At 33.6% G+C, this 21,553-nt stretch carries 20 protein-coding genes and 1 other annotated feature; of the genes, 19 read left to right on the forward strand and 1 reads right to left on the reverse strand.

Annotated elements, in window-relative coordinates; all coding sequences use genetic code 11:
* Nucleotides 1-49: 49 nt before the first annotated feature.
* From HZR23_RS07670 to HZR23_RS07755, 18 genes are all read left to right on the forward strand, one after another.
* Nucleotides 50-1,051: a PTS sugar transporter subunit IIC gene (locus HZR23_RS07670; protein ID WP_132847548.1), complete on the forward strand. Its 1,002-nt coding sequence runs from the start codon at nucleotides 50-52 to the stop codon at nucleotides 1,049-1,051.
* 180 nt (nucleotides 1,052-1,231) lie between these two features.
* Nucleotides 1,232-1,438 (forward strand) — a binding site (T-box leader).
* A gap of 61 nt (nucleotides 1,439-1,499) precedes the next feature.
* Nucleotides 1,500-3,080, forward strand: coding sequence for a phosphoglycerate dehydrogenase (serA, locus tag HZR23_RS07675; protein ID WP_132847547.1), 1,581 nt, complete (start codon nucleotides 1,500-1,502; stop codon nucleotides 3,078-3,080).
* 28 nt (nucleotides 3,081-3,108) lie between these two features.
* On the forward strand, nucleotides 3,109-4,188 hold the full coding sequence (locus tag HZR23_RS07680) for a tartrate dehydrogenase (protein ID WP_132847546.1): 1,080 nt from the start codon (nucleotides 3,109-3,111) through the stop codon (nucleotides 4,186-4,188).
* 75 nt (nucleotides 4,189-4,263) lie between these two features.
* On the forward strand, nucleotides 4,264-5,337 hold the full coding sequence (locus tag HZR23_RS07685) for a pyridoxal-phosphate-dependent aminotransferase family protein (RefSeq protein ID WP_132847545.1): 1,074 nt from the start codon (nucleotides 4,264-4,266) through the stop codon (nucleotides 5,335-5,337).
* Nucleotides 5,338-5,351: 14 nt separating this feature from the next.
* The gene (locus HZR23_RS07690; protein ID WP_132847544.1) at nucleotides 5,352-6,608 is read left to right on the forward strand and encodes a DUF1015 domain-containing protein; all 1,257 of its coding nucleotides are present in this window, start codon (nucleotides 5,352-5,354) and stop codon (nucleotides 6,606-6,608) included.
* Nucleotides 6,609-6,731: 123 nt separating this feature from the next.
* Entirely contained in the window at nucleotides 6,732-7,355 is a 624-nt protein-coding gene (locus HZR23_RS07695) for a CDGSH iron-sulfur domain-containing protein (protein ID WP_132847543.1), read from the forward strand.
* An 86-nt stretch (nucleotides 7,356-7,441) separates the two neighbouring features.
* Nucleotides 7,442-7,918 (forward strand): metallophosphoesterase family protein, encoded by a 477-nt coding sequence (locus HZR23_RS07700; RefSeq protein WP_132847542.1) that lies wholly within the window; start codon nucleotides 7,442-7,444, stop codon nucleotides 7,916-7,918.
* A 79-nt stretch (nucleotides 7,919-7,997) separates the two neighbouring features.
* Nucleotides 7,998-8,531, forward strand: a complete 534-nt coding sequence (locus tag HZR23_RS07705) for a hypothetical protein (protein WP_132847541.1) — start codon at nucleotides 7,998-8,000, stop codon at nucleotides 8,529-8,531.
* A 196-nt stretch (nucleotides 8,532-8,727) separates the two neighbouring features.
* A complete protein-coding gene (locus tag HZR23_RS07710; RefSeq protein WP_132847540.1) occupies nucleotides 8,728-9,138 on the forward strand; it encodes a C-GCAxxG-C-C family (seleno)protein in 411 nt (136 codons plus the stop codon).
* A 58-nt stretch (nucleotides 9,139-9,196) separates the two neighbouring features.
* Complete coding sequence (locus tag HZR23_RS07715) at nucleotides 9,197-9,526, forward strand: tRNA-binding protein (protein WP_132847539.1); 330 nt, start codon at nucleotides 9,197-9,199, stop codon at nucleotides 9,524-9,526.
* A gap of 315 nt (nucleotides 9,527-9,841) precedes the next feature.
* Nucleotides 9,842-11,143: a dihydroorotase gene (locus HZR23_RS07720; RefSeq protein ID WP_132847538.1), complete on the forward strand. Its 1,302-nt coding sequence runs from the start codon at nucleotides 9,842-9,844 to the stop codon at nucleotides 11,141-11,143.
* 1 nt (nucleotide 11,144) lies between these two features.
* Nucleotides 11,145-12,056 (forward strand): orotidine-5'-phosphate decarboxylase, encoded by a 912-nt coding sequence (gene pyrF, locus HZR23_RS07725; RefSeq protein WP_132847537.1) that lies wholly within the window; start codon nucleotides 11,145-11,147, stop codon nucleotides 12,054-12,056.
* A 25-nt stretch (nucleotides 12,057-12,081) separates the two neighbouring features.
* Nucleotides 12,082-13,143: a carbamoyl phosphate synthase small subunit gene (locus tag HZR23_RS07730; RefSeq protein ID WP_132847536.1), complete on the forward strand. Its 1,062-nt coding sequence runs from the start codon at nucleotides 12,082-12,084 to the stop codon at nucleotides 13,141-13,143.
* Between the two features lie 39 nt (nucleotides 13,144-13,182).
* Nucleotides 13,183-16,395 (forward strand): carbamoyl-phosphate synthase large subunit, encoded by a 3,213-nt coding sequence (carB, locus tag HZR23_RS07735; protein WP_132847535.1) that lies wholly within the window; start codon nucleotides 13,183-13,185, stop codon nucleotides 16,393-16,395.
* Nucleotides 16,392-17,165, forward strand: coding sequence for a dihydroorotate dehydrogenase electron transfer subunit (locus HZR23_RS07740; RefSeq protein WP_132847534.1), 774 nt, complete (start codon nucleotides 16,392-16,394; stop codon nucleotides 17,163-17,165). Before carB ends, HZR23_RS07740 begins: the two co-directional genes overlap by 4 nt.
* Nucleotides 17,158-18,072, forward strand: coding sequence for a dihydroorotate dehydrogenase (locus HZR23_RS07745; RefSeq protein WP_132847533.1), 915 nt, complete (start codon nucleotides 17,158-17,160; stop codon nucleotides 18,070-18,072). Before HZR23_RS07740 ends, HZR23_RS07745 begins: the two co-directional genes overlap by 8 nt.
* A 23-nt stretch (nucleotides 18,073-18,095) precedes the next feature.
* Nucleotides 18,096-18,674, forward strand: coding sequence for an orotate phosphoribosyltransferase (gene pyrE, locus HZR23_RS07750; RefSeq protein WP_132847532.1), 579 nt, complete (start codon nucleotides 18,096-18,098; stop codon nucleotides 18,672-18,674).
* Between the two features lie 126 nt (nucleotides 18,675-18,800).
* Nucleotides 18,801-19,700 carry a phosphatidylserine decarboxylase gene (locus tag HZR23_RS07755; protein ID WP_132847531.1) on the forward strand — a complete coding sequence of 300 codons (900 nt, stop codon included), beginning with the start codon at nucleotides 18,801-18,803 and terminating at the stop codon, nucleotides 19,698-19,700.
* Between the two features lie 95 nt (nucleotides 19,701-19,795).
* Here HZR23_RS07755 and HZR23_RS07760 read toward each other — a convergent pair whose 3' ends face one another.
* Nucleotides 19,796-20,353 carry a rubrerythrin family protein gene (locus HZR23_RS07760; protein ID WP_132847530.1) on the reverse strand — a complete coding sequence of 186 codons (558 nt, stop codon included), beginning with the start codon at nucleotides 20,351-20,353 and terminating at the stop codon, nucleotides 19,796-19,798.
* A gap of 204 nt (nucleotides 20,354-20,557) precedes the next feature.
* Here HZR23_RS07760 and HZR23_RS07765 point away from each other — a divergent pair, with 204 nt between their 5' ends.
* Nucleotides 20,558-21,520, forward strand: coding sequence for a 3'-5' exoribonuclease YhaM family protein (locus tag HZR23_RS07765; RefSeq protein ID WP_132847529.1), 963 nt, complete (start codon nucleotides 20,558-20,560; stop codon nucleotides 21,518-21,520).
* Nucleotides 21,521-21,553 lie beyond the last annotated feature (33 nt).

Raw genomic sequence — 21,553 nt, forward strand, 5'->3', positions numbered from 1 at the left:
ATTTTGTCTACATAAGGCTTGGAAATAAAAATAAGGGGAGGGATTAAAAGTGGAAATTATAAAAGGGATAGGTCTATTAGTTTTAACACTTATTATATTTTCTGCATTTAGCTTCAAGGCACCAAAAGGACAAAAGGCTATGTCTGGATTAGCAAACGCTACAGTAGCAACTTTTTTAGTCGAGGCAATACATAAGTATATCAGTGGAGATTTCTTCAATTTAGGATTTTTAGGTGAGGTCGGGACCATTTCAGGTAATATGGGAGGCGTTGCGGCTACTTCCCTAGTTGCTTTAGCAATGGGGGCGAAACCGGTATTTGCAGTTACTGCTGGAGTTGCTATGGGTGGATATGGTATTTTGCCTGGTTTCATTGCAGGCTATTTAGTTGGTCTGATTAGTCCATTTTTAGAAAGGAAATTACCAGAGGGTGTAGATATAATTGTAGGTGCATTAATTCTTGCTCCAATAGCTAGATTAACAGGCTATTTAGTTGCGCCTATAGTAAATGCAACCTTACTTAGTATAGGAAATATGATTACTGTAGCTGCGGAGCAGTCTCCTATTGTGATGGGATTTTTATTAGGTGGAATTATTAAAGTAATATGTACATCTCCATTGAGTTCTATGGCACTAACTGCTATGCTTGGTCTTCAAGGCTTAGCCATGGGTATTGCTGCTATTGCCTGTGTAGGTGGATCATTTACAAATGGTATAGTATTTCATAGATTAAAATTAGGAGATAAGAGCAAAGTTATAGCTGTGATGTTAGAACCATTAACACAGGCAGATATTGTAACACAAAATCCAGTACCTATTTACTCATCTAATTTTATTGGTGGTGGATTAGCTGGAATTGGGGCATCGTATTTCGGCATAATAAATAATGCGCCGGGGACTGCAGCACCAATTCCTGGTTTGCTGGCACCCTTTGGTTTTAACCCTCCAATTAATGTTATAGGGGCTATTATCATAGCTGCCATAGGTGGGACAGTGGCGGGGTTAATAGGGAGTGTAGTTTTTACAAATTATAGGGCTAGAATTGAAAAATAGTAATTCAAGGGGGATGCTCATGCATCCCTTTAACTATGAATATAAAAAAATTTTCGCGAATAAAATAAGCTAGAATAACTGAATATATTAACATAAAAAACTTTAAAATAATTGTTGACTTTAATTAGAAGTCGTAGTAGGATATATATTAATATTTAAAAGATTTCGACAATTTAAATAGCTAATGCTATGAAAGAGACAGTAAACAGTGTATAGTTTGTAGAGAGCCAATGGTAGGTGGAAATTGGTACTAGAGGCTGTTGAATCCACTCTGAAGCAGGAGAGGGAATTAACTTCTCCCGGTTGAAGCCGTTATATTCAGTAAGGTCATTTAATATTAATGACGAATCAGGGTGGCACCGCGTAAGTATAACTTTCGTCCTTGGCTTTTTAGGCTAAGGGTGGGAGTTTTTTTATTTATATTGATAAATTAAAGGAGGTTTTATAAATGAAAATTTTAGTTGCTGAAAAAATTGCTCAAAAAGGCATCGATACATTAATGGAATCAGGCATGGAAGTAGATGTAAAATTAGGAATTACAAGAGAGGAATTACTAGCATCAATAAAAAATTATGATGCTATTATTGTAAGAAGTGTTACAAAAATTAATGAAGAATTTTATGAGCATGCTACAAATCTAAAAGTAGTCGGAAGAGCGGGAAATGGCGTTGATAATATTGAAATGGATGGGGCTACGAAGAGAGGTATTATAGTTGTAAACACTCCAGATGCAAACACTGTATCTGCTGCAGAACATACAATCGGTTTATTATTATCGTCAGGTAGAAATATACCACAAGCAAATGCACTTATTAAAGATAAAAAGTGGGATAGAAGTAAGTTTACTGGTGTAGAGTTATTAAATAAAACGGTTGGGATAGTAGGCTTAGGCAGAATAGGTTCATTAGTAGCAACTAGGCTACAATCTTTCGGAATGCATGTAATTGCCTATGACCCATATATCACTGATGAGAGATTTAAAAAATTTGGAGCAGAAAAAAAGGAAACACTAGCAGAATTAGTTAAAGAATCAGACTTCATAACTGTTCATACACCAAAAACAGATGAAACTTTTGGAATGATAGGTGACGAAGAATTTAAAATTGCTAAAAAAGGTGTAAGAGTTGTGAACTGTGCAAGAGGTGGTATTATCGATGAGGCTGCATTAGAAAGAGCATTAAAAAATGGTATTGTTGCAAGCGCAGGTATTGACGTGCTTGTTGACGAACCAAATCCTGTATCACCTTTAATTGATCTTGATAATGTAGTAATTACCCCACATCTTGGGGCAGATACTTTCGAGGCTCAAGACAATGTTGGATTAACAGTTGCAAAGGAAGTAATACATGCCCTTAGGGGAGAAATGGTTCCAAATGCAGTTAACCTACCAACTCTTCAACATCAAGAGTTAGAAAGTATAAAGCCATACTTATCACTAGGAGAAATATTAGGCAAATTCTATCATCAGCTTAGAAAAGATTCTATTAATAAAATAGAAATAATATACAGTGGTGATGTAGCTAAGTATGAAACTTCAGTTATTACACTATCTATATTAAAGGGTATTTTTGAGCCTATATTAAAGGAACAGGTAAATTACGTAAATGCTAGCCTAATAGCTAAGAACAGAGGTATTGACGTAATAGAGGCCAAAGGGTCTGATGCACTTAATTATTTAAATCTAGTTAGAATTATAATAACATCTAAGGAAAAACAATTTACTATTGCCGGAACTATTTCAGGTAAAGGTCAGGAAAGAGTTGTAGAAGTAAATGGATATGAGTTAGATCTTAGTCCAAGTAAATATATGATAGTTGCAAAAAATATTGATAGACCGGGTATTATCGGTCAAGTAGGGACATTACTAGGAGTAAATAAAATAAATATTGCTACAATGCAGGTTAGTAGAAACTTCAAAGGGGAAACAGCATTAATGTTTTTAACTGTTGACTCTGATGTACCAAAGCATACTTTAGAAGTACTTACAAATATTGATGGAATAGTTAAAGTAAAATTCATTAGGCTATAGGCATAGAGTTAATAAGGAGGAGCAAGAGATGAGAGAGTATAAAATTGCAGTTATCCCTGGGGACGGCATCGGAAATGAAGTTATGGATGAAGGTATAAAGGTTTTGAATTTATTTGCAGAGCTTAAAGGGGATATTAAATTTACTTATGAGTATTTCCCATGGGGCTGTGAATATTATTTAAAAACTGGAAAAATGATGGACGATAATGGACTTGATATATTAAAAGGATTTGACTCTATTCTATTAGGAGCCGTTGGATATCCAACTGTGCCAGATCATATTTCACTACATGGTCTTTTAATAAAAATACGTCAAGGTTTCAATCAATGTGTAAATCTAAGACCAATAAAGCTACTTCCTGGTGCACCATGCCCACTTAAGGATAAGGCACCAGAGGATATAGATTTTGTAGTTATTAGAGAAAATGTTGAAGGTGAGTACTCTGGTGTTGGTGGAATTAGATTTGCGGATAAACCAGAGGAGATTGCTATACAAACCTCAGTATTCACTAGAAAGAATACTGAAAAAGTTATGAAATATGCTTATGATTTAGCTGAAAAGAGAAATAAAAAGAAAAAATTAACTAGTACAACTAAATCAAATGCTTTAAATTATAGTATGGTATTTTGGGATAAGGTATTCGGTGAAATCGGTAAGCAATATCCAGAGGTTGAAACAGAATCAATCCATGTGGATGCAATATCAATGTTTTTTATACAAAAACCACAAAATTATGATGTAGTAGTTGCTTCAAACCTATTTGGAGATATAATTACAGATTTAGGTGCTGCACTACAAGGTGGTTTAGGATTTGCTGCAAGTGGAAATCTTAACATTGAAAAGGAATTCCCATCAATGTTTGAGCCAGTTCACGGATCAGCTCCAGATATTGCAGGCAAAGGTTTGGCTAATCCAATAGCAATGATTTGGACTGCTAAAATGATGCTTGATGATTTATTAGAAGATCCTAAAGCAGAAGAAATAATTAATGCCATAACAGATGTGCTAGTTGAGGGGAAAAGCCTAACACCTGATTTAGGTGGAAAAGCAACTACTCAGCAGGTCGGAGATGCAATCTGTCATAAGCTTAAAGCTAGATTAGTTTAAAAATATAATACTTTAATTAAATCCAGAAGCCTTTGGCTTTTGGATTTAATTATCGGTTAATAAAGGAGGGTTACTATGCATAAAAAATTGTTTATACCAGGTCCAGTAGAAGTTTCAGAGGACGTTCTTCAAAAGATGGCAACGCCAATGATAGGACATAGAAGTAAGGATGCTTCAATACTACAAAGAAGTATTTCAGATAAAATGAAAAAGTTAATGTATACAAAAGAGGAGATTCTATTGTCTACTTCCTCGGGTAGTGGACTAATGGAGGGTGCAATACGTTCGTGTACTAGAAAAAGAGCTGCAGTATTTTCAGTAGGGGCATTTGGTAATAGATGGTTTGAAATGGCAGAGGCTAACAATGTGCCAGCAGATTTATTTAAATCTGATTTAGGAGAACCAACTACGGCTCAAATGGTGGATGAAGTACTTGCAACTGGAAAATATGATCTTGTTACAATAACCCATAATGAAACTTCTACGGGTATTACTAATCCAATAGAAGAAATTGCAGAAGTTATAAAGAAGTATCCTGAAATTGTATTTTGTTTAGATACTGTTAGTTCATTAGGCGGAGTAAAAATAGAAGTCGATAAATTAGGTGTTGATATTTGTATTACATCAACACAAAAGGCATTAGGGCTACCTCCAGGGATGGCCATTTGTTCAATGTCTAAGAAGGCAGTTGAGGCAGCAAAAAACGTAAAATTTAGAGGTGTTTATTTAGACTTATTAACTTTACACAAGTATATTCAAAAGAAAGATTATCAGTATCCGTCTACTCCCTCTTTATCACATATGTTTGCTTTAGATTATCAGCTAGATAAAATATTAGAAGAAGGCTTAGATAACCGTTTTGCCCGTCATGAGGAGATGGCTAATATAGTTAGGGATTGGGCAAAGAAAAATTTTGAGCTTTTCTGTGAAGAAAAATATTCTTCTGCTACTTTGACTACAATCAAAAATACAAAAGAGATAAGTGTAGCAGATCTTAATAAAAAGTTAGGTGAACGCGGATATGCAATATCTAATGGGTATGGAGATCTAAAAGAGAAAACCTTTAGAATTGGTCATATGGCTGAGACTACTGTAGAAGAGGTCAAAGTACTTTTAGCTGAAATTGAAGATATTCTAGGTTTAAAATAAAGGAAGTGAAATGTATGATTACATTAAAGCCATTTAAGGCTATAAGACCTCAAAAAGAACTAGTTGAAAAAGTAGTTTCTCTTCCGTATGATGTAATGAACATTGAGGAAGCTAAGGAAATGGCAAAAGGCAACCCCTATAATTTTTTACATGTAACAAGGGCTGAAATAGACATAGAAGAATTGAAAAATCCTTACAGTGAAATTGTATATAAAAAATCTAAAGAGAATCTATATAAGATGGTAGATGAAAATATTTTATTTAAGGATAAAGAGCCAAGATTTTATATTTATCGTCAGACTATGAATGGTAGGGCTCAAACGGGGATAGTTGGCTGTGCATCAGTTGATGATTATCTAAACGGAAAAATAAAAAAGCATGAGTTTACTCGTTATGAAAAAGAAATAGATAGGATAAACCATTTTGACTATTGTGATGCTAATACAGAACCAATTTTTTTAACCTATAAAAAAGATGAAGTTATAAATAATATAATTAATAGATGGACAGAATTTCATTTACCAGAATATATGTTTAATACTAAGGATGGAGTTAAGCATATTTTGTGGTGTGTAACAGATAATTTAGTAATCGAACAAATTCAACTTCAGTTTAAAAAGGTAGATTCCCTTTATATTGCGGATGGTCATCATAGAACTGAGTCTGCTGTAAAGGTTGCATTGAAAAGAAGAGCGCAGTTTCCTAACTACACTGGTCAGGAGGAATATAACTATTTCATGACTGTAACCTTTCCTCATGAGGATTTGTACATTATGGATTATAACAGAGTGGTTAAGGATTTAAATGGTTTATCTGAAATGGACTTCATTGAAAAGGTGAAAGAAAACTTTTTGATTGAAAAGGTTGAGGGACAATTTAAACCTGAAAAGCAGCATACTTTTGGAATGTTTTTAGAGGGTCAGTGGTGTAAGCTAGAAGCAAAGCCTGAAACATATATTAATAAAGATATCATATCTAGACTAGATGTAAGTATATTACAAAAATATTTATTGCACCCTATTTTGGGTATAGATGACCCTAGAAGTAATAAGAGAATTGATTTTGTTGGGGGAATTAGAGGTTTAGCTGAACTTGAACAGCGGACTATAAGTGATATGAAAGTAGCGTTTTCTATGTATCCTACAACAATTGAAGAATTAATAGAAATAGCAGATAAGGGTGAAGTAATGCCACCTAAATCCACTTGGTTCGAGCCAAAACTATTAAGCGGATTATTTATTCATACATTAGATACAGAATATTTATTATAACAATTTTAACTACTTGAATTCTATCAAATAGATGTTCAAGTAGTTTTTATTTTATGAGGAATTAAGTGGAGTTTGATTACACAAAATATATATGTTTTTAACTTGAATTTAAGGAGTGTATATATGGAAGATAAAAAAACTCAAATAATTTTTACTAGTACTAGTCCATACTATATTGTTAATGGAAAAAATATTATGTATCAAAATGAGAGTATTGGGGATTTGAAGTCAGTCATAGCTCTATGTCGTTGCGGGCAATCTAAATCTATGCCATATTGTGATGGCTATCATGAGAGAACTGGTTTAAAAACCGAAAAGTCAGAGGAAAGAGCTGAAAACAAATGGAAGGATTATACTGGAGAAGATATTACTGTTCATTTTAATCTAGGCTTATGTAGTCATGGACAAACTTGCTTACATGGTCTCCCTGATGTTTTTAATATTAATGAGAAGCCTTGGATTAATGTTGATAAGGCTTCTGTAGATGAAGTAATTGATGCGGTCCGAAATTGTCCTTCAGGGGCATTAACATATACTAAGGATGGAGAATATGTAACGGAATTTGAATATGATGAAAAAATCACCATAGTGGACAAAGGACCTTTAGTAGTAAAGGGCAACGTAGAGCTTGTGGATGATAGAAATAGCTTAGATGAACTAGTTTCTAAAAATAGATTTACTCTATGTAGATGTGGTAAGTCTAAGAATAAACCATTCTGTGATGGAGGTCATAATAATAAAGAATAGACTTAGAATTTTAAGTTTTGTATATTATATATATATAGTTAATACAAATTTAATTATATATTATAGATAAGAATGAGGTATTGATTATGAATAAAATAAAAGTAGCGGTTATATCAGATACCCATGGTTTAGTTAGACCACAATTGATTGAAGAGCTTGCAGGCTGTGATTTAATAATACACGCAGGAGATATTGGTAGTAATGAGGTTATTAACGAGCTAGAAAAAGTTGCACCTGTCAGGGCTGTAAGGGGAAATGTTGATAGGGAAGAATGGTGCCTTAAATTTCCCAAAAGTGATGTTATTGAACTGGGCGATAAGTATGTTTACTTAATACATAATATAGAGGATTTAGATATTGAACCAACAGCCGGGGGATTTGATATAGTTATTTATGGCCATTCCCATAAACCGTCGGTAGAAGAGAAAAAAGGTGTTATTTATTTAAATCCTGGGAGTGTAGGGCCTAGAAGATTTAATTTGCCAATTTCATATGCAATTTTAGAAGTCAAAAAGAATAGTATTAGCCAGAGTCTTATCACAATTACAAATAAAAATATGTAAAGGTTTAGAAGGTATTTTTCTTTGCTCGTCGAATTGTTTTTTGTAGACTAAACTGCAAAAGGAAAGCGGGGGAGCTTAAATGAAAGATAGTGTTACTATAGGTTTAATTGCTTTGTTATATGTAGGGATTATATTTATGTATTTAAGTAAGGTTAAAACATTTCAGAGGTTTTCAAAGGATGCATTACTAAAAGTTGAATCACAGAATTTCTTTTTTTCTAGAAAAATGCATAATATAACAACTATATTAATAGTTTCATTGTTTCTAGTCCAGCTTTACTTTGAAGTACAAAGAGGAAGAGGCATATATGGTAGTGTTGTATTTAGCCTATTATTAGTTTTTGTACTAACGGTACATTTTAAAAGTATGGCCTCAAGTATATGGCTAATCATGAAGGAAGGGGTTTTTCTATATGGACACAAACAACCTATAGAGTGGAAATATATAGAAAAATATAGTTGGAATATGAAGGCATCAACTAAATATAATGAAATATATCTAGCTGGTGAGAAAGATGCAAAGGCGAGAAATAAATTAAGATTAATAATAGATAAGGATTTGACTAAAGAAGCACAGAAGCTTTTTAAAAGATATTCAGCAGAAAAGATATAGAATTACTTAACCCTAAAGAAATTAATGTTCTTTAGGGTTTTAAAATATAAGAAATGCCGAAAACAATAAAATATGTATGTTATAATATGAATAAAGTAGTAAAATGAGTAGTTTTGTAGAGATAAAATACATCGAAGCTAAAGAAAAGAATCTTTAAGATATATGTTTTAGATATATAAGATAGGAGGAATTTAAAATGTTGTATGAATTAATTGAGCAGGGATTTGGTGAGAAAGAGGATTTTAACTGTGCTGAAAAAATTTTATATGGGGCAAATCAAGTATATAATCTAGGCTTAGATAAAAAGGCATTAAAGCTATCAGCTGGATTCGGTGGCGGTATGGCAATTGGAACTGTTTGCGGTGCATTAACTTCATCAATTATGGTTTTAAGCCATCTATTTGTAGAAGAGATCGCCCATGAAAGTATTAGAATAAAAAAGTTATCGAAGGAGCTTCTAGATAGATATGCAGAAGAAATGGGAAGTGTAGACTGTAAGCCTTTAATGAAATCTCATAGAACAAAGGAACATAAGTGTTTACATGTAGTTTCAGCTGCTGCAAAAATACTAGATGATATAGTTTTAAGGGAACAGAAAAATAGTTAATATAGTTAATATTATTAATAATAAGCGCTAAACAACATAGATATATTTTGGAGGAACTATGGCTGAATTTAAGGATTTTGAAAAACTAGATATAAGGGTTGGAGAAATAATTAAAGTAGAAGAATTTCCTGAAGCTAGAAAACCAAGTTTAAAGCTATTGATTGATTTCGGGGATGAACTTGGAATAAAGAAGTCCAGTGCACAAATTACTGAACTTTATGATGAACAATCACTACTGGGAAATCAAGTGTTAGCTGTTATTAATTTTCCACCTAGGCAAGTTGCAAATTTTATGTCGGAGGTATTAGTTTTAGGGGTATATAATAAAGATGGTGTAGTTTTGATACAACCGGATCGAAAGGTAGCAAAAGGAAGTAAATTAGGTTAATTTTAATTATTCATTCGTTGACAAACTATTACGGGATATGATAAGATTATAAAAATGCAAATAAACCTTTAAATTAGTCCAGAGAGGCTAGAAAGGAAGTGGAGAGCATGACTATTGCTACGTGTTTTTGTTGTACTCAAATAAAAGTTAATAATTTAAATAACTTAGGCAAATGTACTTATTTAGTAGCTTTGTCTTTATTCCATTCCTTAAATAATAGGACAATAGGAGGATGATCGTTCATCTTTTTATTGTCCTTTTTGTTTTATTAGTTAATAGCTTTATAAGAAGTACCTTAAAAGAGGAGGAAAAAAGATGAAATTACTTATTAAAAATGGTAGGGTTATAGACCCAGCAACCAACTTAGATGAAATTATAGATATATTAGTAGAAAATGGGAAGATAATAAGTATAGAAAAAAATATAGAAGTACAAACGGATAGAATAATCAATGCGAATAGCCTTTGGGTTGTACCAGGATTTATAGACGTACATGTGCACTTGAGAGACCCAGGTTTTGAGTATAAGGAGACTATTGCAACTGGTGGTAGAAGTGCAGCAAAAGGTGGGTTTACTACAATCTGCTGTATGCCAAATACTAAGCCAGTTATAGATAATAAGGAAATCATAGAATATGTAAATATGAAAGCAAAAACAGAATCATTAGTACATGTATTACCAATAGGAGCTATAACTAAGGGACAGGCAGGAGTTGAGCTTGCAGATATAGAGGAAATGGTTAAGGCAGGAGTTTGCGCAATAAGTGAAGACGGAAAAACTGTAGTAAATTCAGGGTTAATGGAAGAAGCATTAAAAATCGCAGCGAAACTTAATATCCCTGTTTTATCACACTGCGAAGATCATAGCTTAATAAAAAAAGGTGGGGCAATGAACGAAGGTGACAGGTCCAGAAGACTTGGAATTACAGGGATTTCTGCAGAGTCAGAGGAAGTCATAGTTGCCCGAGATATGATACTAGCCAAAGGTACAGGGTCTAAGCTAAATATATGCCATATAAGTACAAAAGGTAGTGTGGAATTGGTTAGGGATGCAAAGAGAAGAGGCCAAAAGATTTGGGCAGAAGTATCTCCCCATCACTTCACCTTAACAGATAAGGATGTGGAGCCAAATAATACAAATACAAAAATGAATCCTCCCTTAAGAACAGAAAAAGATGTTCAATGTATAATCGATGGATTAAGGGATGGAACTATAGATATAATCGCTACAGATCATGCACCACATCATGAAATGGACAAATATGTTTCCTATGAGCAGGCTGCCTTTGGCATAGTAGGCCTTGAAACATCGGTAGCTTTAGGCATAACTGAGTTAGTAAATAAAGGTGTGCTAAGTCCAAGTCAGCTGATAGCTAAAATGACCATTAATCCTGCTAAAATGTTAGGCATAAAAAAAGGGCAGCTAAAAGTGGGGTGTATGGCTGACATCACGATAATAGATACAAACAAAGAATATGAGATAAATTGTAATGACTTTGAGTCCAAAAGTAAGAATTCTCCGTTCCATGGAAGAAAAGTTAAGGGTAAGGCCTTATACACCATAGTTAATGGCGAAATTGTAATGGATAACGGTAAGTTAAAAAGGGAGGATATTTAAAATGATAGATATATTGGTAAAGGAAATTCAGAAAAAAGATAATCCTACAGTTGTAGGTTTAGATCCAAGATTAAACTTTGTACCAACATTTATAAAAGAAGAGGCCTTTGAAAAGTTTGGAAAAACACCAAAAGGTGCCTCGGAAGCCTTTCTAATGTTTAATAAAGGAATTATTGATGCAGTATCTGACCTAGTACCAGCGGTTAAGCCTCAAGTTGCTATGTATGAACAGTATGGAGCAGAGGGGATAAATGCATATATTGAAACAATAAAATATGCAAAGAAAAAGGGTTTAGTAATAATAGGGGACATAAAAAGAGGAGATATTGCAACCACAGCAGAGGCATATTCGGATGGTCATATTGGCAAGGTAGATATAGAAGATGAACAGTGTATAGTATATGATGAGGACTCAATAACAATAAACCCTTATTTAGGATACGATTCTGTAGAACCATATATTAATAACTGTAAAAACTTTAACAGAGGATTATTTATACTAGTTAAAACTTCAAACCCAAATAGTGGGGAGATACAAGATCTAATTGTAGAGGGAGAGGCACTATATAAAAGAGTTGGTCGCCTAGTTAATAAGTGGGGAGAGGAATTAATAGGAAATAGCGGATATAGTCAAATAGGTGCGGTAGTAGGGGCAACCCATTCTTCTCAGGCAGAAGAACTTAGGGAAATAATGCCTAACAACTACTTTTTAGTTCCAGGTTATGGGGCCCAAGGCGCAACAGCAAAAGACCTAAAAGTCTGTTTTAATAAAGATGGTTTAGGAGCAATTGTTAATTCTTCAAGAGGTATTATTGCTGCATATAAAAATGCAAAGTATACGGAACTACAGTTTGCAGAAGCTGCTAGAGAAGCTGTTATAGAGATGCAAAAGGATTTAAAAAGTGTGTTATAACAATAAAATAGGAGAGGTGAGCTTAATGAAAGCAGCGTTAATTTTAGAAAATGGAGTAAAATTTATAGGAAAAATATTTGGACACTATGAAGAGATAATAGGCGAAGTTGTTTTTAATACAGGGATGACAGGATACCAAGAGGTATTAACAGACCCATCATATTGTGGACAAATTGTTACTATGACATATCCGCTAATCGGAAACTATGGAATAAACCTAGATGATATGGAGTCTACAAAGCCTCAAGTTAGAGGATTCATAGTGAGAGAAAATGCTAAAGTACCGAGTAACTGGCGCTGTGAAATGACTCTAGACGGATTTTTAAAGGCTAATAAAATTGTTGCTCTTGAAGGTATAGATACTAGAGCCTTAACTAAAATAATAAGAAATGTTGGAACAATGAGAGGAATCATTACAACTAATATAGATATGCCAGCAGAAGAATTTAAGGAAAAAATTGAAGGCTTTAATAATAAAGAAGCAGTTAAGAAAGTAACGGTTAAAGAAAAATATGAAATTAATGGAAAAGGACCACATGTAGCTATTATAGATTTCGGGATGAAACAAAATATTGTAAGATCATTTGTTAAAAGAGGTTGTAAAGTTACAGTAGTTCCTGCTTACACCAGTGCTGAGGAAATACTTGCACTAAATCCAAATGGGATATTTTTATCAAATGGACCTGGGGACCCAAAGGACCTACCAGAAGTTCTTGAAAACATAAAAAAACTAATACAAGAAAAACCAACTGTTGGAATATGCTTAGGACACCAGCTTCTAGTGCTAGCCCTAGGGGGAGATACTGAAAAATTAAAATATGGTCATAGAGGGAGTAACCATCCTGTAAAAGATATAATAAACGACAGAGTATATATAACATCCCAAAATCACGGTTATGTTGTAAAAGAGGATGGCTTACCAGATGAAATAGAAATTACACATAGAAATTTAAATGATGGAACAGTAGAGGGAATGAAACATAAAAGTCTGCCTATATACAGTGTACAATTTCACCCAGAGGCTAGTCCAGGACCCCAGGATACTGCATACATTTTCGATCAATTCATGGAGATTTTGAGTCAATAGGGACGGTTCTTTTTGACTCAGTAAAAAGGAGGAAATAACATGCCAAGAGATAACAGTATAAAGAAAACATTAGTTATTGGTTCAGGACCAATTATAATAGGACAAGCAGCGGAATTTGATTATGCGGGTACTCAAGCCTGTCAGGCCTTAAAAGAAGAAGGAATAGAAGTAGTGTTGATCAATAGTAACCCTGCCACTATCATGACCGATAGAGAGATAGCAGATAAAATATATATAGAGCCTTTAACTTTAGAGTTTGTTGAAAAGGTTATTGAAAAAGAGAGGCCAGATAGCTTAATTGCTGGAATGGGTGGGCAAACCGGATTAAATTTAGCAGTAGACCTTCAGGATAAGGGAATTCTTGAAAAATACAATGTAAGAATTATTGGAACCTCCGTAGAATCTATTAAAAAAGGTGAAGACAGAGATTTGTTTAAAAAGGTTATGGAGGAGATTAACCAGCCGTTGGTAGAAAGTCAAATAGTAACTAGCCTAGAAGAAGGACTGGCTTTTGTAGAAAAAATAGGCTATCCTGCTGTTGTAAGACCTGCCTATACTTTAGGGGGATCTGGGGGAGGAATAGCTGAAACTGAAGAGCAGCTTACAGAAATCTTACTTTCAGGTTTACAGTTAAGTAGGGTTGGACAAGTAATAATCGAGAGAAGTATAAAGGGTTGGAAGGAAATAGAATATGAAGTAATAAGGGACTCAAAGGGTAACTGTATCACAATATGTAACATGGAAAATGTTGATCCTGTAGGAGTTCATACTGGTGATAGTATTGTAGTTGCCCCGGTACAGACATTATCTGATAAAGAAAATCAATTATTAAGAACAGCTTCTATAGATATAATTAATGCAATTAAAATAGAAGGCGGATGTAATGTACAGCTTGCTTTAAATCCAGAAAGCTTTGAATATGCAATCATTGAAATTAATCCTCGACTAAGTAGATCTTCAGCCTTAGCATCAAAAGCAACGGGATATCCAATTGCAAGAGTTGCTGCTAAAATAGCTATAGGTTATGGATTGGATGAAATAAAAAATGCAGTTACAGGAAAAACCTTTGCTTGTTTTGAACCTACACTAGACTATATAGTTGCAAAAATTCCTAAATGGCCCTTTGATAAATTCCATGAGGCAAATAGATCATTAGGCACTAAAATGATGGCAACCGGTGAAGTTATGTCAATAGCTAATAACTTTGAAGCTGCTTTATTAAAAGGAATTAGGTCTTTAGAAATTGGTCAATATACATTAGATTTAAAGTCTGCTCATAGTAAATCTTTAGATGAGCTTAAGGCAAGAGTACAAATACCGGATGATGAAAGACTATTTTATGTAGCAGAGCTTTTAAGAAGAAATTATAGAGTTGAAAAAGTAAACCAAATAACTGGAATGGACCTATTCTTCTTAGATAAAATTAAAAATATTGTAGATGCTGAAGAAAAACTTAAAAATTCAAATATAGATGATTTAACGGAGGAATGGCTAAGAGAGCTTAAAGTGAGAGGATTTTCTGATAAAGGAATTGGCGATCTTTTAGGTTGTGGTCCGGAAATAATATATGAAAAAAGAAAACAATGGAACATAATGGCTGTTTATAAGATGGTAGATACATGTGCTGGGGAATTTGATGCAGTATCCCCGTACTACTACTCAACCTATGATGAGATTGATGAAGTAGAAGTAAGTAGTAAGAAAAAGGTAATGGTACTAGGTTCTGGGCCTATCAGAATAGGCCAAGGAATAGAATTCGACTACTGTTCAGTTCACTGTGTACTTGCACTTAAACAAGTAGGAATTGAAACTGTAATAGTAAATAATAATCCTGAGACCGTAAGTACAGATTTCAATATTTCAGACAAACTATATTTTGAGCCACTAACAGAAGAGGATGTATTAAATATAGTAGAAAAAGAAAGACCAGATGGTGTAATACTACAATTTGGTGGACAGACTGCTATTAAGCTTTCTAAATTTTTAAGACAGATGAACATTCCAATACTTGGAACTAAGCCTGAACAAATAGATGCAGCAGAAGATAGGGAAAAGTTTGATGCTCTAATGGAAGAGTTAAACATTCCAAGACCAAAGGGGAAAGCAGTTTGGAACTTACAAGAAGGTATGGATGAAGCTAATAAAATAGGGTATCCGGTTTTAGTGAGACCATCTTACGTACTTGGTGGTCAAGGTATGGAGATCACTTACGAGAGAGAAGATTTACAAAGATATTTAAGTGAGGCTTTCCAAAGGGATGCAAAGAATCCGGTGCTTATAGATAGATATCTACTTGGTAGAGAAATTGAGGTAGATGCAATTTGTGACGGTGAGGACGTATTTATTCCAGGTATTATGGAGCACTTAGAAAGTGCAGGGGTACACTCTGGAGATAGCATTTCAATATATCCAAGTAAAAGGATCTCTGAAGAGATTAAGAAGAAAATATTAGAGTATACTGAAAAAATAGCAGTTGCTTTAAAAGTAAGTGGTATGATTAACATACAGTTTATAGAATTTGAAAATGAACTCTATGTTATAGAGGTTAACCCAAGGTCATCAAGAACAGTACCATTTATAAGTAAAGTAACAGGGATTCCGATGATTTTAATGGCTACTAAAGTGATGTTAGGTGAAAAGTTGAAGGATTTAGGTTATGGAACAGGGATATTTAAGGAAACTGATTTAATATCTGTTAAGGTACCTGTGTTTTCAACACAAAAACTACCATTGGTGGAAGTAAGTCTAGGACCAGAAATGAGATCTACAGGGGAAGTATTAGGAGTTTCGGAGGTATTAGAAGAAGCTCTGTATAAAGGATTTTTAGCCGCTGGAATTAAAATACCAAAGGAAAATGGTACAATACTTGTAACCTTAAAGAACTATGACAAAGAAAGATTCCTACCTATTGCTAAATCATTGGTTAATAAAGGGTATACAATAATGGCAACTAGAGGTACAGCGGAGTATTTACAAAACAATGAAATCCAAGTTACAATGGTTAAAAAAATTGCTGAAGGAGTACCAAATATTCTAGATGTAATTAGAAGTGGTATGATTGACTTGGTGGTGAACACTCCAACAAGAGGTAGAGATTCTAAAAAAGATGGATTTAGAATAAGAAGGGCTGCAATTGAGTCTTCAGTTAATGTTTTAACATCTTTAGATACAGTACAGGCTTTGATTGATATTTTGGATTCTAACGTTGACAAAAATGAACTAAGCGTAATAGATATAGGAGGTATAAAATGATTAAATGGTTTGAGGGGACGGTCATAGAAAATATCGAAATCTCACCGGGAATATATAAACTTATATTATCCGCACAAGATATAGTAGGTATGGCAAAGTCTGGACAGTTTGTAAATGTATACAATAATTCTGAAAAACACTTGTTACCTCGTCCGATTAGCATTTGTGAAATAAATAAAGAAAAAGGCACTTTAACTTTAGTTTATTCAGTTGTTGGAAGGGGAACAAATATTATCTCTCAAATACAACCTAGTGAAAGTATAAAGTTAATGGGACCCTTAGGAAACGGATTTGAAATTACTGAAAATCATGGGGAAAGCATTTTAGTTGGTGGTGGAGTTGGAGTTCCACCACTGCTAGAATTAGCTAAACAGTTAAAGGGTAAAACAACTGTTTATTTAGGCTTTAGGACGAGTACTTACTTAATTGAAGAATTTGAAAAATATTGTGATAAGGTATATATTTCAACAGAAGATGGTAGTAGGGGAATAAAAGGTAATGTTTTAGACTTATTAAATGATACTTTACCTAAAGGTAAAATGGTATTTAGTTGCGGACCAAAACCTATGTTAAGGGCAGTTTATAATTGGGCTAAAGATAAGTCTATTCCGACACAATTATCCTTTGAGGAAAGAATGGCTTGTGGTATTGGAGCCTGTTTAGTATGTACCTGTAAAACACAAAAGGAAAATGAAAATGACTGGGAAAACAGACGGGTTTGCAAAGATGGTCCAGTATTTTTAGGGGATGAGGTGGTATGGGATGACTAATTTAAAAACTAAAGTAAATATTGCAGGAGTAGAATTAAAAAATCCAGTAATGACTGCTTCAGGTACCTTCGGCTCTGGAAAAGAGTATAGTGAATTTGTAGATTTAAATGAGTTGGGTGCTGTAGTTGTTAAAGGTGTAGCTAATGTACCTTGGAAAGGCAATGCAAGTCCTAGAGTAGCAGAGACTTACGGTGGAATGTTAAACAGTGTAGGTTTACAGAATCCTGGAGTACATGCTTTTGTAAAGGAGGACATCCTATTTTTAAGAAAATATGATACTAAAATTATCGTTAATATTGCAGGTAGAAGTGTCGAAGATTATTGTGAGGTTGCAGAGGTTTTATCAAATGCAGATATTGATATGATAGAATTAAATATATCTTGTCCTAACGTGAAAGAGGGATGTGTTTCATTTGGTGTAAATCCTCATACGGTTGAAGCTGTTACTAAGGAAGTAAAAAAATACTGTAAGCAGCCACTAATAGTAAAATTAAGCCCAAATGTAGCAGATATAGCTGAAATAGCAAAAGGTGCAGAAGCTGGTGGAGCGGATGCCATCTCTTTGATTAACACTTTATTAGGGATGGTAATTGATATTCATAAAAGAAGACCTGTACTAGCAAATATTATGGGTGGTTTATCTGGACCAGCAATAAAGCCTGTTGCAGTTAGAATGGTTTACCAGGTAGCTCAGGCAGTTAAAGTACCTATAATTGGTATGGGTGGTATAAGTAACGGTGATGATGCCATAGAATTTATGCTAGCGGGAGCTAGTGCAGTAGCTGTAGGAACTGCAAATTTCTTCAATCCTAGGGCTACAATTGACGTAAAAGAGGGCATTGAAAATTATATGAAAAAATATGGTATTAGCAATATAAAAGATATTGTCGGAAATATAACTGTTTAAATAATAATTTAGGAGGGCTAATTATGTTAAATAAAGAGCGCGTTATAGAAATATTTGAAAAATCAGAGGTTTTATTACATGGACATTTTCTATTAACTTCTGGACGTCACAGTAATCAATATATGCAATGTGCACAATTACTACAATACCCAGAATATGCAGAGGAAATTTCGAAAGGGTTAGCGGATAACTTTAGAGATGACAATATTGATATAGTAATAGGGCCAGCTATGGGGGGTATAATAATATCTTATGAATTAGCTAGACAGCTTAAAGTTAAAAACCTTTTCGCTGAAAGAGAAAATGGGAAAATGGCTTTAAGAAGAGGATTCTTTATACCAGAGGGTGCGAGAGTTTTAGTAGCAGAGGATGTTATTACTACGGGTGGATCCGTTAGGGAAGTAATGGATATTGTTAAGGAGCAAGGTGGAGAAGTGGTAGGAGTAGCTGTTTTAGTAGATAGAAGCAATGGAACTATCGATTTTGGAACAAAACTTGCTGCAGCCCTTACAACAGAAGTAATATCATACGACCCAGAAGGTTGCCCACTATGTAAAGAAGGTAAGCAACCGGCTATTAAACCAGGTAGTAGAAAAATTTAAAATATAACTTTAATGAAAAACCGTCTTATTAAGATGGTTTTGTTTTTATTACTTGATTATAATAATTCACAAAATAATAATAATATAGTATGATTAATTTAAAAATTATAATATAAGGATGATAAGATGGAAATCTACTATATTGATAGAAAAACTGGAGAAAAGAAAAACGAAATAGTAAAGGGTCACAAGTATCTAGAGTGGTCTTACGATACCAAAATGGGGAGATTTTTTCTAGAAATACTATTAAAAAGAAAGATAGCATCATACATATACGGTAAATTACAGGATTTACCAAGCAGTTCAAAAAACATAAAATCCTTCGTAGAAGAGCTTTCTATAAATATGGAAGAAGCTATAGAAGTTGATCCACTAAAATATAAGACCTTTAACGATTTTTTCATAAGGGAGTTAAAACAAGATTCCAGGCCTATAAACAACAATAAAAATATATTTATCTCCCCAGCGGATGGTAAGGTATTTGCATATGAAAATATAGATATTAATAAAGTAATTCAAGTAAAAGGTATGGAGTATAGTCTCGTAGAGTTATTTTCAAGTGATAATTTAGCTAAGCAATATGAGGGTGGAACTTGTATAGTAGTAAGATTGGCACCTAGTGATTACCATAGATTTCATTTTCCTGATAGTGGGATACCTAAACTTATTAATAAAATTAAAGGAAAGTTTTATTCAGTAAATCCTATTGCACTAAAAAGGGTTAGGAAGCTATACTGTCAAAATAAAAGGGAACTTACTTTATTAGAATCTGATAACTTCGGGAGAATAATAATGGTTGAGGTTGGAGCTACATGTGTTGGTACGATTATACAGACATATGAAGAAAACAAATGGGTTGAGCGTGGGGCTGAGAAGGGTTATTTTAAATTTGGTGGATCTACAGTTATTTTATTTTTGCAAAAGGGCCAAGTTAAAATTGATGAGGATATTATAAATAACACAGATGCAGGATATGAAACAAAAGTATATATGGGTGAAGCAATAGGTGTAAAAAATAATGTATAAAACTAAGGCGTCTTGAAAAAGTCTTAATATAAATATAAATACCTAGATTAAAAAAGAGCTCTTAGAATTCTAAGGCTCTTTAATTAAATGTACTTTTATTTTTTAGTAACAAATGTTGTAAACAATTCTTTTTTCACGTGACAGACAGGACAGGTATCAACTAAGTGTTCTGCTACAGTATATCCACAAACGTCACATACGTGGATTGTGTCTTGGTCATAGTCTTTTTGCGCATCTACAAAAACCTTAGCATTTGTAAATAATTCAGCATGAGTTTTCTCAGCTTCAATGGCATAATGGAAAGAACGCATACTGCCCTTTTCCCCTTGTAACTGGGCTACTGCCATGAATGCAGGATACATTTGACCTACTTCATAGTTTTCCCCATCAATTGCGCCTTGAAGGTTTTCAGAGGTGTTTGTTAACCCAAAACCTGCTCCTGCAGTTACAGAGGCTTCTCCTACTTCATTTTTTAATTCTTTAAAATGATTGTGGGCATGGACTTGCTCAGCATATGCTACTGCTTCAAAAAGATTAGCTACATTTGGAAAGCCTTCTTTTTGAGCTGCCTTTCCCCAAATTAAATAACGCATATGGGCCATACTTTCCCCACCAAAAGCAGATTTTAAATTACTAGCTGTCATATCATTCATATATCTTCCCCCTTAAAATTTTTAATATAAGACAATTTAAATGTTTTAAATTGTTATAAACTAATTTTTCAATGCAATATATTATTTACCCAATAAAAATAGCCTTAAACAATAATTTACTAAAGGAATCTTTTCATTTATGTAGAAAAATATATATATCAATATATGTTGGATAGGGACACATATATGTTGGGAGGGTAAAAAATGTTTATTAGAAGTTTAAAAGAGATTGGAAAAGAGCATATCAATAGCAATATTGAGGCAAATGTTCTTTTGACTGATATGAAAATAAAGGTTAGCAAAAACGAAAAGAAATATGCAGATTTAATAATGCAAGATAGAACCAAGGTTATGGAAGCTAAGCTTTGGGATTATGAAATATATGAAGGTCTTTTAACTAGTACTGGAGTCAATAATATCTTTAAGGTTAAAGCGTTAGTTGGGGAATACCAGGGGCAAGTTCAATTAAATATTAAAGAATTAAAGATCTTTAAAGGTGAGGAATTGTCGGTTAAAGACTTTATTCCAGTGAGTAGTTGGAATTATGATAGCATGATTAATGGACTTAAGACTTTTTATGAAAGAGTAGAAAGTCAACATCTAAAGGAATTACTTAACCGTATGGTATTTTGTGATGATTATTTAGATAAATTTTCTACTTATCCTGCAGCAAGAAAGATTCACCATAATTTTTATCATGGCTTAATGCATCATACCTTAGAAATATTAACTTATGCCCAAACAGTAGGAAAGCTTAAAAAACTAACTCAACACCAAATGGATAGATTAATCGCAATGGGCATGCTTCATGATTGGGCTAAGATATTTGAGTATAAAACATTACCTGAGTTAGGTTTCACTGATCAAGGAATTATGCTAGGACATATATTTATAGGGGCACATCATACATTTAATGTTATGAATGAAATAGAAGGCTTCCCATATGAAGATAAACTTGTGATATTAAATGGTATTTTAGGTCATCATGGAAATTTAGAATGGGGGTCCCCGGTATTACCTAAGACTGTTGAGGCCCAAATACTACACCATTGTGATAAAATGTCAGGGGATGTGGAGAGCATTTTATCATTTATGGGTGAACAAACTGATGACGAGTTGTTTACTAATAAATTATGGAATATGGGAACAGAGTATTATAGAAAATAGCTAGGTATATAAAAAGCCCTTCTAAGTTTTTGC

Source organism: Serpentinicella alkaliphila (genome assembly GCF_018141405.1).
Lineage (GTDB): Bacteria > Bacillota > Clostridia > Peptostreptococcales > Natronincolaceae > Serpentinicella > Serpentinicella alkaliphila.